Here is a 12,365-nt window from a genome sequence, read left to right on the forward strand (position 1 = left end):
ACCCCAGAAGTCGTATTTCAGGCTCGCTCGAACCAGCCGATGTCCTTGCGGTGGTGAACCTCCGGGAGCTGGCGCGGGCTGGTCGGAGCGGCCCACTTGGCAGCGTTGGCGATGATCTGCTGCACCTCGGGCTGGTGGTACGTCGGGTACTCCTGGTCACCCGGGCGGAAGTAGAACACCCGGCCCTGGCCGCGGCGGTAGCAGCAGCCGGAGCGGAACACCTCGCCGCCGGTGAACGAGCTCACGAACACCAGCTCGTCCGGCTGCGGGATGTCGAACAGCTCGCCGTACATCTCCTCGCGCTCGATCACCAGCGGGTGCGGGATGCCCTGCGCGATCGGGTGGCCGGCCGCGACCGTCCAGATCAGCTCACGGTCGTTCTCGGCCCGCCAGTCCAGTGAGCAGGTGGTGCCCATCAGCTTGATGAAGATCTTGCTGAAGTGCGCCGAGTGCAGCGCGATCAGGCCCATCCCGGACAGCACGTGCTTCTGCACCCGCTCGACGATCGCGTCGTCGACATCGCCATGCGCCGCGTGACCCCACCAGGTGAGTACGTCGGTCTCGGCGAGCACCTCCTCGGTCAGGCCGTGCTCGGGCTGCTGCAGCCACGCGGTCCGGACCACCACGTCCTGGCCCAGCTTGGACCGCAGCGCGGCCGCGATCGTCTCGTGCATCGTGTCCGGGTAGACCTTCTGCACCGAGGCGTCGCGCTGGTCGTGGACGTTCTCGCCCCAGACGGTGACACGAATCGGATCAGTCATGGAGAACAACCTCTCGTCCCGCCTTCGCCGAGGCGTAGCAGGCGTCGATGACCTCGGTCCTCAGCAGCGCCTCGGACCCGTTCTGACCTTCCCAGTCGCCACTGCGGACGATCCGGACGAACTCCCGCACCACTCCGCGGTGGCCGAGTCCCGCACCGGTTGCGGGCTTCACCTCGGCCGGGACGCCGGCCACGTCGGTGAAGATCCGCAGCGTGTCCTCGGTGGTGTAGTTCTGCACCTCGATCTTGGCGCCGCCTTCGGTGCCGAACAGCTCGATGCCGAAGTTGTCGCCCGGCGCCCGGTAGGTGGCCCAGCTGGTCTCCAGCTGCAGCGCGCCGCCACCCTCGAGCCGCAGGTACGCCGTGGCCAGGTCCTCGACCTCGAACTTCGAACCGAGCGTGTCGACCGTCGGCCGGATCACGCTGCTGACGCTGCCACGACCGCGCGGGCCGAGCTCGGCGAACGTGTTCGCCGAGACCGTGGTCACCGACGGCTCGCCCAGCAGGTGCAGCGCCATGTCGAGGATGTGCACGCCGAGGTCGATCAGCGGACCGCCGCCGGACAGCTCCCGGTTGGTGAACCAGCCGCCCATCCCGGGGATGCCGTTGCGGCGCATCCAGTGCGCCTTCGCGTAGTAGATCCGGCCCAGCTGTCCCTCGTCGATCTGGTGCTTCAGCGCCGCGACGTCACCGCGCTCGCGGTGATTGAAGACCACCTTGAGCACCCGGCCGGCCCGCTGGGAGGCCTCGACCATCGCGGTGCCCTCGGCGACCGTCCGGGCCAGCGGCTTCTCCGACAGCACGTGCAGGCCCTTGCCCAGCGCCTTCAGCGCGATCGGGGCGTGCAGCTGTGTCGGCGTACCGATGCTGACCGCTTCGAGACCCTCGGTCTCGAGCAGGTCTTCCCAGTTCTCGTAGAGGTGCGGTACGCCGTGCTTCTCGCCGAGGGTGGTCAGGAGGTCCTTCTCCAGCCCGGCCAGCGCCACCACCTCGACGTCCGGCAGTTCCGAGAACGCCTCGAGCGCCGTACGCCCGGCGAAGCCCAGCCCGACAACCCCGACTCGCAGTCTTTGATCGTTCACACCCACGATCCTCTCGCACTGACAACGACGGACACAAACCGCTTCCCACAGTACGAAACATGTTCGAACACCGGCGGACCGACGGGCCTGTCGCGCCGGATTCAGTCGTCGTCGGCGTCGAAGTCGGGGTCGATCTGCTCCGGCGACAGCGCGAGTACGTCGGCCAGCTCGAGTACCAGCGCGGATCGGACCAGCCAGGCCAGGCTGGTCGCGGAGCGCTCGGCCCGCAGCTCGATCGGGCGGCGGAACACCACGATCCGGTACGGCTCGTGCGACGTACCGCCGGTGGAGTGGGTGAGCGGGATCTCGCTCGCGTCCAGGCCCAGGTTCGGCACGTCCTCGATGGCGAACTCGACCCGGGCGACGACCTGCGGCAGCCGTTTCTCCAGCCGGGTCACCTCGATCGCGACCACCTCGTCGAACTGCGCGGCGCCGGACCGCTGCAACGGCAGACCGCGCGGCGCGAACCGGCTCGGCCGGCTGATCGGGCCGAGCATGCCGCGGCCATGGCGGTCGATGTGCCTGCGATGACGGCGAGCCTCGGTCACGCGCTCAGCCTAGTGGGCGTAATGTCTGGTCGTGAGCATCGCCAGGATCTGTTCGCGCGCCGCCTGTCATCAGCCGGCCGTGTCGACGCTCACCTATGTGTACGCCGACTCCACCTGTGTGCTCGGCCCGTTGGCGACGTACGCCGAACCGCACTGCTACGACCTGTGTGCCGCCCACGCGGACCGGCTGACGGCTCCGAACGGCTGGGAGGTCATCCGGCTCGCTCCGGACCCGGCCGCGGCGGGACCGTCCTCGGACGACCTGGAGGCGCTGGCCAACGCGGTCCGCGAGGCCGCCAGGCCGCTGCCGCCCCGGGAGCCAGGTGCCGGTACGCCGGGCGCGCCCGTGGAGGTCGCCCGTCGCGGACACCTGCGGATGCTGCAGGACCCGGGCGCCAACACTTCCGAGGGCTGACTACCTCAGCGCAGCCCGCGCATCCGGCTCGGCGCCCAGCTGAGCCCGGAACACCAGTGACGTCGTCAGCGGCCAGGCCGCCACCTGGGCGATGTCGTCGTCGTCCGGCTTCTCGGCCGGCATCAGCGTCACCCCGGCAACGATCTCCCCGCGGGTCTGCTCCACCATCAGGTACGTCGGCCGGGGCTGGGCCTTGAACGGGATCGGGCTGGTGCTGCCGGCGGGGACGTCGAGCGTCCGCGTGCTCAGCACTCGTCCAGCCGCGTCCCGCAGCTCGAACTTCACGCTCGCGGGCTTACCCGGCGCCGTCACCTGCAGCACAGCGGGCTGCCGGTGCGACGGCAGCACCAGGTACGCCGGTCCGGTCAGCGGCTCGGCCGATCCGAGGGAAGCGAAGTCACTCCCACTCGAGTCCACCATCCGCATCGCGGCAGTCACCGGCTCGTCCGACGCCAGCGTGACAGCGCTTGCGTCACCGTGCAGCACGGGGTCGAGCTTGATCGTCTTCACTGCGCCGGCCGGGACCTGCACCGTCTCCAGTCCGGCCGGTTTGAACGGACCGTTCGGCCCGTTCACGGTCAGGCCGACTGTCGCCTGCAGGTCGGTCGGGTTCGCGATCGACAGGATCCGCAGTCCGGCGCCGGGTGCGGCAGCCGGGACATACACCTTCGTCGCCGGCGCGGCCGACGGACTCAGCCAGTCCACACCGCCTGGCTCGCCGTTCGATTTGGTTGCGTTGCTCCGCAGCGCGGGCGCCACCCGGCCGCCGGTCGACTGGACGTGCAGCGCGACGTCCTTCGCGCCCGGTGCGATCTGCCGCAGGTACAGCGGGATCGTCCCGCGCGCCGGCACGACCAGACCGCGGGCGTTCGGCAGGTCCAGCTGGCCGTTGCTCGAGTAGACGGTGACGTTGACCTCGGCGTTGATGCTGTCCAGGTTCGTCAGCACTAGCGCGTCGCGCCGGTCCGTGCTCGCACCGGCGAACCAGAAGTCCGAGCCGGGCACCTGACACGGCGCACTCGCCATGCCCAGGTTCACACCCTCGGCGGAGACCGTCGTACTGGTGCCGACTGTGCCCGCGGCGAGCGGACCGGTGCCCTGGATCGACAACTCGGCCGGTTTGGTGACCGCACCGGTCGAACCGACCTTGCCGCGGACCAGCACCGACCCGACCGGATTCGCGGTGCTCGGCAGCGGTGTGATCTGCAGCGGCACCTCCTTGCCGGCCGCGACAGGCGTGCCCTCCGGAAGGGTCGGCGACACCGCGCTCACGATGCTGGACGTCTTGCCGCCGGGGGCCAGTGCTGGGCAGGACAGCGCCGTACGGTTCACCACCGAACGCGCCGGCTCGGTCACACCCTCGGCCCGGGCCTTCGGCTCCTTCGCCTGGGTGACCAGGCCAAGGCCGCCGATGGCAGCCATCGCCAGCACACAAGCTCCGACCCGAACGCGCACGTCCGACAGCAACCGGCTCACCGGTCCCTCCTCGCGTGGGTGCCGTGCGGGACCGCGACAGTGCGCCGTACGGTCGGCAGGCAGAAGATCAGCGCGATGATCCAGGCGATGATGCCGAGGATCCGCCACAGCGTGTGGGTCTGGTCATGCAGCGGCGTCTCACCCTTGATCTTCGAGCGGTCCACCAGCCAGGACGCGTCGCCGTCGGCCGCACTGGCCCGGGTCAGACCGGGCAGGGAGTCCAGCGTCGACTGCAGGTTCTGATCCACCGGAGCGGGCAGGTAGACGTAGTCGATCGCCAGTCCGGCCAACTGCCGTCCCTCTTCACCGCTACCGCCACCACCGAGCGTCGACAGTACGTCGGTGATCGGCTTGGACTGCACCGCGGTCGGCGCCGCCTCGAGCGCACCCATCCGCGGACCGCCGTCCTTCACCAGCGAGTACCGCATCGCGTTGCCGGGGTCCTTGCGCACAACGAGAATCGACGCGTTCTGCGGCGGTGCCTGCGACGACGCCAGGTACGCCGGCAGGTCCTGCGCCGGGCCACGCCACAACGGGCCATCGGCGCCACGCACCAGCCAGAACCCGGCTGTCACGATCGTCGTCACCAGCACGATCCCGAGCACACCTTGCACGATGATCTCGGTGGACTTGCCGACCGAGTCCCACGCCACTGCCACAGCGACGATCCAGCCCGCGGTCATCAAGAACATCAGCGGTCCACTGCCACCGCCCAGCCGGCTGGCGATCAGCGTCCCGGCCAGACCGGCCAGGGCGGCGAACCACCCGAGCAGCTCGTACCGCTGCCGCGACTCCCGCAGCAGAGCGATCAGCGCCACCAGGATCAGCGGTACGGCGAACCACCACGGTGCCGGCGCACCAACCGGCGTACCGGTCAGCAAGTGCGCCAGGCTGTCGCCCGGTCCGACGGAGGCGGTGGGTGGACCACCGGCTTCCTGGCCGAGCCGCGCCGGGTGCAGCACCAACTGGACCGTCCACGGCAACACCAGCAGCAGACCCAGTACGACGGAGAACACGAGCTGACGACCCTGCCGACGCCAACCGAGTCGGAGCACGCCGCCGAAGACCAGAGTGATGCTGACCAGCAGACCCAGCGCCGGTGTGAACGCGAACAGCACGGCCTGGCAGATACCGGCGAACCACGCTGCCCGCCAGGAGCCTTGGACGACCACGCGACGCCGCCGGGCGATGGTGTGGACGGCGGCACCCAGCAGCGGCAGCACAATCGCGGCCACACACGTCCCGATCCGGCCCTGCGAGATAGCGCCGTTCGTGAACACAGCCAGCCCGTACGCCGAAGCGCCCCAAGCTCGCGCCACCCGGTCGACGACGAACGCACGCAGCAACACCCATGCGGAAAGACCGGCCAGCGGGACCGCACCGAGCAGCAGGATGTTCACCGCGCCGGTCGGACCGAACATCACGGTGGAGAAGGCCCAGAACTGCGCCAGCCAAGCAGGAGGGGTGACACCCGGTGGCGCGGCGGAGGCCGCATGCCACAGCGAGGCAAGGCTTTCGTGCGCCGGCAACAGCACGTTGGAGCGCAGTACGCCGCCACCGATCAGACTGCGAGCAGCGATGAACGCACCGAGCGCAAGGACGACCCAGGCGACCAGGAACGGCCTGCGGATCAGCTGACGGCGCCAGCGCGGCTTGTCGGCGGCCACGCGTGCGGTCGACTTCGCTCGCCGGGCAGTGGTGACGACCTGCTCTTCCGGTTCGTCCGCCCAGGCTTCGCGGATCCGCTCGGAGATCGTGCTGGTCGTCTCCTCCAGGTTGTGCCGCAAAGCGTGCACGGACCGGGAGAACAGTCCCTTGATGTCGTCGTACGGGACGCGATCGAGGCTGCGGCGATTCTTGCGCGCCTGCGTCCAACCGCCGGCCAGCAGGGTGCCGAGCAACGCGGTCCACTCGTCGACCGCACCGGACGGCGTCTTCCCGATGACGAACCAGATCGAGCGAAGGATCGTCCCGAGCAGGAAACGCAGGATCAGCAGCGGCAGTAGCTTGCCGGGCGCGTTGGCGAGGACCGTGTAGTACGCGTGTGCACGGTCGAGTTGATACGCGTGCCGTCGGGTGCCGGCCAGCGCACGCTCGCCGGTCGCGGCGGCCTGTGCGTGGTAGATGACCGCGTCCGGTGCGACGCCGACCTGGAAGCCGGCCCGGCTGGCCCGCCAGCCGAAGTCGATGTCGTCGCGGAACATCGGCAGCCGCGGATCGAAGCCGTGCAAGGCTTCCCAGACATCGCGACGCACCAGCATGCCGGCCGAGCTGACCGCGAGCACGTTGCGCGGCTGGTCGTGCTGACCCTGGTCGAGCTCACCGGTCTCGATGCCGGTGTCGCGGCGGCCGCCGAGCGACGTGGTGACGCCGACCTCGAGCAGCTCGCGGTCGCGCGGCCAGAGCCGCAGCTTCGGGCCCCAGACACCGACGGCCGGCGTGATAGTGGCCTGGAGCAACAATTGCTCGAGCGCCTTCGGAGCCGGTGCGCAGTCGTCGTGCAACAGCCACAGCCACTCGACCACCGGCATGTGACCGTCGTCGCCGTACGGGCCGACCGCGGATGGGATCGGTGCGAAGCCGACCGCCTCCAGGCCGCGGGCGACCGCCACGCCGAATCCGGTGCGCGCGGACACGCTGACGACGGGCTCGGCACCGGGCATCGCGGCCAATAGTTCGGCCGTCTCGTCGGTGGAGCCGGTGTCGACCGCGATCAGCCGGTCCGGGCGCGGGTTCAGCGCCCAGAGCGCCTCGGACAACCGGGGCAGCCAAGCGGCACCCTCGTGCCCGACCACGACCGCGGTGACGACGTGCCGGACTCGCGGCCGACCCATCGGGTCGTCGATGTGGTCGGTCGGGAAGTCGACGGAGTCGAAGAATTCCCAGCCGGCCGGAGCTTCTTGTTCCATGCGGAGCTATGACCTCGATGGTTGCGGAATGCCTTGGTCGTGTCTGGCGGTCCATCGCCTACTGCGCGGCACTGCTCGCGACGGCGCTGGACCACCAGACACGACCTACCACGACCGGAGTCGTAGCGAGGACTCACCATACAGCCGTCGGCCCAGCCCCCGGACAGCCGCGGGCCCCGGCGACTGTACGTCGGCGGGGCCACGCGGAAAGTCCTGATGAAGTTGTGTGCCGGGTTTCGACCGTCAGACGGCCTTCTTCTTCAACTTGCGGCGCTCCCGCTCCGACAGGCCGCCCCAGATCCCGAAGCGCTCGTCGTTCTGCAGTGCGTACTCGAGGCATTCGCCCCGCACGTCACAGCCGAGGCACACCTTCTTCGCCTCGCGGGTGGAACCGCCCTTCTCCGGGAAGAAAGCCTCCGGGTCGGTCTGGGCACACAGCGCCCTTTCCTGCCAGTTCGGCTCCTCCTCGATCGCCTCACCGTCGACAATCGCCATCAGCTCTGTCACGGTACGACCTCCTCGACCCTGTTCGTTCCCCTGTACATGTGGGTTTGCGGTCCACATGCCTGACCTCGTCCGTCCTGCGCTCTGCAACGGTCCCCGATACCGAGTGTCCAACGAACGACACGGTTGAAATTACATTCCTGCAATCCACGAAAGTCAAGCCGTGGTCTGCTATTGGCATCATCCGCAACACGGCTGCAAAAGAACGAGAGGCCTGTCTACACAGGCCTCTCGTCTTCGTGTGCTACTGCGCGAACCGGGGTGAAGAATTTTCGCCACCGGCTCGGTAAGGGCTTGCTGCCTTGTCAGCAAGGCGTTTCAGCCCCGCTGCGACCACCAGCTCAGGACGGCTGGGACCACCAGCCCTGCTGACCCTGGCCCTGCTGGCCCTGATCGTCCTTGTCGGACTCGGAAACCCGCGGATCCACGCGGGTTTCGTCGGCAGCGGCCTCGGTCGCCTGCGGCTGCTCCGGCTCCGCGCTGGGCGCCGGCTCGGCGGCCGGTGCCTCTTCGGCCTGCCAGGACTGCTCACCCGGCTGCCAGGACTGCTGTGCTTCCGGCTGCGCCGGCTCGTGCTGGCTCTGCTCCTGCGGGGCCGGCCACTCCGGCTGTGCCTGCTGGCTGTACTCGTCGGCGGCCGGCTGGGCCTGCTGGCTGTAGTCCTGGCCGGACCACTGCTGCTGACCGGCGTCGGCGCCGCCCCATTGCTGCTGCTCCTGCGGCCACTGCTGACCCTGGTCCTGGCCGCCCCACTGCTGCTGGCCTTCGGAGCTCCACGCCTGGGTCGGCTCGGCACCCTGGGCCTCGGCGGCGGGCCAGGCCTGCTCGGCCGGCTGCTGGCCGGCCTGCTGCGCCTCGGCTTCGCCGGCGGACCAGTTCTGCTGCTGCTCGCCCTGGTTCCAGCTCTGCTCCTGCGGCCACTGCTGGTCGCCCTGCGCCGCCGCGTAGCCACCGACCGCACCAGCACCGGCCGCCGCGCCATAACCGCCGTACTGGCCCTGACCCTGGGCCTGGCCCTGGTCGTAGCCGTACTGGCCCTGCTGGCCCTGCTGCTGGCCGTAGCCCGCCTGCTGACCGTACTGCGCCTGCTGCTGGCCGAACTGCTGCTGCGGGTACTGGCCACCCTGCTGCTGGGCGAACTGCCCCGGCTTCGGTGCACGCACCGGCACCGGCAGCGCCTGGAAGGTCTTCATGACATAGAGGCCGACAGCGCCGTACAGAGCGAGGCCGGCGAGAGCGTAGACGAAGCCGACGATCTTCAGACCGGCCGTGCTGGTCTCGGCGAAGCCCGCGAAGGCCGTGATCAGGCCGATCAGCAGGGCCACACCGGTGATGACGAGCGCGACCAGGGTCACGGTCCGGGCATTCGCTGTCCGTTCACCTGCCTCGTTCACCAGCCAGACCGCAGCGGTCAGCGCCAGCAGGAGCAGCACTGCGCCGAAGGACGGCGGGGTGAGAATGCTCTGCACTCCGCCGGCGGCCGCGGTGAATCCGGCGCCGCCGACGAACAGCCGGATCAGCGATGCCAGCACGATCAGACCGGCGAATGCGAGCAGGATGTACGCGACCGGCTCTCTGAGCTTCTTGGTTGCGTCGGTGACCACGAGGGCTCCTCGGGAATGTTGGGGGCCGTACAACTGAGCTGTGCGGATGTTCGGACCCACCGCAGCATAGTCGTGCGGTGGTCCGATGCATTGACGACTCGTGCAGACTCTTCCCATGCGATTGACAGTGCTGGCCGGTGGCGTCGGCGGTTCCACCTTCCTGCGCGGGCTGCTCAAGGCTCGCCCGGATGCCGAGATCACCGTGGTGGGGAACACCGCGGACGACATCACCCTGTTCGGGCTGCGGGTCTGCCCGGACCTCGACACGGTGATGTACACCCTCGGTGGCGGCATCTCGGCCGAGCGCGGCTGGGGCCGCGAGGACGAGACCTGGGTGATCAAGGAGGAGTTGGCCGCGTACGGCGTGGAGCCGACCTGGTTCGGTCTCGGCGACCGGGACGTAGCGACCCACCTGGTCCGGACCCAGATGCTCGACGCCGGGTACGGCCTGACCGCGGTCACCGAAGCCCTATGCCAACGTTGGAAGCTGCCGGTCAGGCTGCTGCCGATGAGCGACGACCGGGTCGAGACTCACGTGGTCGTCGACGACCCGGACAACCCCGGCCGGCGCAAGGCGATCCACTTCCAGGAGTACTGGGTCCGCCACCACGCCGAGATCACCGCGCACCAGATCATCGCGGTCGGCCAGGAGAAGGCGAAGCCCGCGCCCGGTGTGCTCGAGGCCATCGCCGACTGCGACGTACTGATCGTGCCGCCGTCGAACCCGGTGGTCTCGGTCGGCACCATCCTCGGTGTCCCCGGCATCCGCGACGCGGTCCGGGAGACGTCCGCTCCGGTCATCGGCCTCTCGCCGATCATCGGGAGCGGTCCGGTCCGCGGCATGGCCGACAAGGTGCTGGCCGCCGTCGGTGTGGCCTCCACTGCCTCGGCGGTCGCGCGGTACTACGGTTCGCGCGCGTCGGGCGGCGTACTGGACGGGTGGCTGATCGACCTGTCGGACTACGCTCAGCAGGATTCGATCGCGGGAGCCGGAATTCACGTGCAGGCGGTGCCGTTGTGGATGACGGACGAGACAAAAACCGCCGCGATGGCTGACGCGGCACTGAACCTCGCGGAGGCCGTACGGCGATGAGGAAGCACCTGGAAGTCTTCCCGGTGACCGGTCTGCCCGAGGTGGCGGCCGGAGACGACCTGGCGGAGCTGATCGGCCAGGGGGCGGACCTGCGCGACGGTGACGTGGTTTCCGTCACCTCCAAGATCGTCAGCAAGGCGGAGGGGCGGCTGACTCACGGCACCCGGCAGGACGCGATCGACGCCGAGCTCGTGCGAGTGGTGGCCCAGCGTGGCGAGACCCGCATCGTGCAGACCCGCCACGGCCTGGTGATGGCCGCCGCGGGCACTGACACGTCCAACACCGCGCCCGGCACGGTCCTGCTGCTCCCGATCGACCCGGACGCGTCGGCCCGGCAGTTGCGTGAGGCCCTGAAGCAGCAGTACGACGTGAACGTCGGCATCGTCGTCACAGACACCCTCGGACGCCCATGGCGCAACGGCCAGACCGATCTGGCCATCGGTGCCGCCGGTGTGCGCGTGGTGGAAGATCTTCGCGGTACGACGGACAGCCACGGCAACGTGCTCGCGGTGACGGAGCCGGCCCTGGCCGACGAGATCGCCAGTGCCAGCGAGCTGGTCAAGGGCAAGGCGGACGGCGTACCGGTCGCCGTACTGCGTGGGCTGGGCGACGTCGTACTGCCCGTTGGCGAGCACGGACCGGGCGCGCGGGCGCTGGTGCGGGATGCCGCGTCGGACATGTTCAGCCTGGGGACTCGGGAAGCGGCGCGGGCCGCCGTACTGGACCGGGTTGCGCCTGCTGGGCCGCGCGAGGTGGCCCCGGCACTGTGGGACGGATTGCTGGACGAGGTCGAGGACGTTCACCTCGAGGTGCTTGACAACGCTGTCACGGTGTTCGGCGACGAACCCGTCGCGGTCGGGGTGATCGCGGAGCGGCTCGCGGTGCTGTTGCACGCGGAGGGGTACGGCGTCTCCGTGCGGACCGGGCCGGGCAGTGAGGCGACGGTCACGTTCGGCTCACGACCGAGGTAGTTTTCTAGGCAACCTCTCAGGGTCGCTGCGTACACTGCATCCGCACGGCGGCGCGGTGGCCGCCCCGATCCGGGAAGACCAACACTGTGGGTAAAGCGTCGTCGCAGAAGCAGTCGCGCCGCGAAATGATCGAGAAGATGCAGCGGGACCAGGCGCGCCAGGACAAGCGCCGGACCATGCTCATCGTGATCGTGTCGATCGCCTTCGGCCTGGCCCTCATCGCCTGGCCGGCGATCCGGCTGATCCAGGACTCCCGGACCAAGAACCAGGCCATCACCGAGTTCGGCGTGGCCGCCTCGGCCGCCTCCTGCGACGCGGTCACCAACGACGAGGGTGGCGGCACCCAGGACCACCGCCCGGACGGCGAGAAGATCGCCTACCCGGTCTCCCCGCCGTCGTCCGGCCCGCACTACGCGGTCTGGGCGCCGTTCGGGAAGAAGTTCTACACCGTCGACGACCGTCCGCCGGTGGAGAACCTGGTGCACAACCTCGAGCACGGCTACACGCTGATGTGGTACCGCGACACGTTGCCGAAGGACCAGATCGACGAGATCGAGAAGATCTCCAAGGCGAAACTGCCGGACGGTTCGATGGGCAAGTTCATCGCGGCGCCGTTCAAGGAGTCCGACGGCAAGCCCTGGCCGGACGGCAAGACGGTCGCCTTCGCGCACTGGAGCGCCCCGCAGTCCGACAACAAGTCCTTCGGCCACCGCCAGTTCTGCGGCTCCGTCAGCGGCGAGTCCCTCCAGCAGTTCCTGACCAAGTACCCCGCCTCCGACGCCCAAGAGCCCAACGGCGGCTGACCCTTCCCGCCACCCCACACCCACACCCCCGCGCATTTGAGCGGATAACCCTTCAAACGCACGGTTGTACGCTCGGATATTGGGAGGACAACCGGCAACGCGAGGGGTTATCCCCTCAAATGTGCTTCCGCCGCCGAAGGACACCACCTTCGGCGGCGGCTGTTCTTTGGGCCGGCTCTCCGGCGATGTGAGCGAGTGCC

The 12,365-nt window shown here is 69.3% G+C and carries 11 protein-coding genes; 4 read left to right on the plus strand and 7 right to left on the minus strand.

Annotation, left to right across the window (positions count from 1 at the left end; translation table 11 throughout):
* Positions 1 to 17: 17 nt before the first annotated feature.
* The 3 genes from E0H75_RS28575 to E0H75_RS28585 form a co-directional block, all read right to left on the minus strand.
* A complete protein-coding gene (locus E0H75_RS28575; RefSeq protein WP_131516772.1) occupies positions 18 to 761 on the minus strand; it encodes a ThuA domain-containing protein in 744 nt (247 codons plus the stop codon).
* Positions 754 to 1,842, minus strand: a complete 1,089-nt coding sequence (locus E0H75_RS28580; protein ID WP_131516773.1) for a Gfo/Idh/MocA family protein — start codon at positions 1,840 to 1,842, stop codon at positions 754 to 756. Before E0H75_RS28580 ends, E0H75_RS28575 begins: the two co-directional genes overlap by 8 nt.
* Positions 1,843 to 1,943: 101 nt before the next feature.
* The gene (locus E0H75_RS28585; protein ID WP_238163331.1) at positions 1,944 to 2,390 is read right to left on the minus strand and encodes a metallopeptidase family protein; all 447 of its coding nucleotides are present in this window, start codon (positions 2,388 to 2,390) and stop codon (positions 1,944 to 1,946) included.
* 31 nt (positions 2,391 to 2,421) lie between these two features.
* Between E0H75_RS28585 and E0H75_RS28590 the strand changes: the two genes are divergently transcribed.
* The gene (locus E0H75_RS28590; protein WP_131516774.1) at positions 2,422 to 2,805 is read left to right on the plus strand and encodes a DUF3499 domain-containing protein; all 384 of its coding nucleotides are present in this window, start codon (positions 2,422 to 2,424) and stop codon (positions 2,803 to 2,805) included.
* On the opposite strand, the gene E0H75_RS28595 is transcribed toward E0H75_RS28590, so the two are convergent.
* The 4 genes from E0H75_RS28595 to E0H75_RS28610 form a co-directional block, all read right to left on the minus strand.
* Positions 2,806 to 4,281, minus strand: a complete 1,476-nt coding sequence (locus E0H75_RS28595; protein ID WP_131516775.1) for a DUF5719 family protein — start codon at positions 4,279 to 4,281, stop codon at positions 2,806 to 2,808. It abuts the gene before it with no gap.
* Positions 4,278 to 7,190 carry a glycosyltransferase family 2 protein gene (locus tag E0H75_RS28600; protein WP_131516776.1) on the minus strand — a complete coding sequence of 971 codons (2,913 nt, stop codon included), beginning with the start codon at positions 7,188 to 7,190 and terminating at the stop codon, positions 4,278 to 4,280. The genes E0H75_RS28595 and E0H75_RS28600 overlap by 4 nt, the downstream gene beginning before the upstream one ends.
* A 243-nt stretch (positions 7,191 to 7,433) precedes the next feature.
* Positions 7,434 to 7,685, minus strand: a complete 252-nt coding sequence (locus E0H75_RS28605) for a WhiB family transcriptional regulator (protein ID WP_020389877.1) — start codon at positions 7,683 to 7,685, stop codon at positions 7,434 to 7,436.
* Positions 7,686 to 8,035: 350 nt separating this feature from the next.
* Positions 8,036 to 9,298, minus strand: a complete 1,263-nt coding sequence (locus E0H75_RS28610; RefSeq protein WP_131516777.1) for a hypothetical protein — start codon at positions 9,296 to 9,298, stop codon at positions 8,036 to 8,038.
* A 115-nt stretch (positions 9,299 to 9,413) separates the two neighbouring features.
* Between E0H75_RS28610 and cofD the strand changes: the two genes are divergently transcribed.
* The 3 genes from cofD to E0H75_RS28625 all read left to right on the plus strand — a co-directional run bounded on the left by cofD (position 9,414) and on the right by E0H75_RS28625 (position 12,165).
* Positions 9,414 to 10,391: a 2-phospho-L-lactate transferase gene (cofD, locus tag E0H75_RS28615; RefSeq protein ID WP_131516778.1), complete on the plus strand. Its 978-nt coding sequence runs from the start codon at positions 9,414 to 9,416 to the stop codon at positions 10,389 to 10,391.
* Positions 10,388 to 11,362 (plus strand): coenzyme F420-0:L-glutamate ligase, encoded by a 975-nt coding sequence (locus tag E0H75_RS28620; protein ID WP_131516779.1) that lies wholly within the window; start codon positions 10,388 to 10,390, stop codon positions 11,360 to 11,362. The genes cofD and E0H75_RS28620 overlap by 4 nt, the downstream gene beginning before the upstream one ends.
* A gap of 125 nt (positions 11,363 to 11,487) precedes the next feature.
* Entirely contained in the window at positions 11,488 to 12,165 is a 678-nt protein-coding gene (locus E0H75_RS28625) for a DUF3105 domain-containing protein (protein ID WP_238163332.1), read from the plus strand.
* Positions 12,166 to 12,365: the final 200 nt, after the last annotated feature.

Origin of the sequence: Kribbella capetownensis (assembly GCF_004331485.1) — a bacterium.
GTDB classification, from domain to species: domain Bacteria; phylum Actinomycetota; class Actinomycetes; order Propionibacteriales; family Kribbellaceae; genus Kribbella; species Kribbella capetownensis.

What these genes read in the sequence shown, in the direction of transcription:
- E0H75_RS28625 (WP_238163332.1), top strand. Translation starts at nt 11,488, where the DNA reads ATGATCGAGAAGATGCAGCGGGACCAGGCGCGCCAGGACAAGCGCCGG.
- E0H75_RS28600 (WP_131516776.1), bottom strand. Translation starts at nt 7,190, where the DNA reads ATGGAACAAGAAGCTCCGGCCGGCTGGGAATTCTTCGACTCCGTCGAC.
- E0H75_RS28575 (WP_131516772.1), bottom strand. Translation starts at nt 761, where the DNA reads ATGACTGATCCGATTCGTGTCACCGTCTGGGGCGAGAACGTCCACGAC.
- E0H75_RS28605 (WP_020389877.1), bottom strand. Translation starts at nt 7,685, where the DNA reads ATGGCGATTGTCGACGGTGAGGCGATCGAGGAGGAGCCGAACTGGCAG.
- E0H75_RS28620 (WP_131516779.1), top strand. Translation starts at nt 10,388, where the DNA reads ATGAGGAAGCACCTGGAAGTCTTCCCGGTGACCGGTCTGCCCGAGGTG.
- cofD (WP_131516778.1), top strand. Translation starts at nt 9,414, where the DNA reads ATGCGATTGACAGTGCTGGCCGGTGGCGTCGGCGGTTCCACCTTCCTG.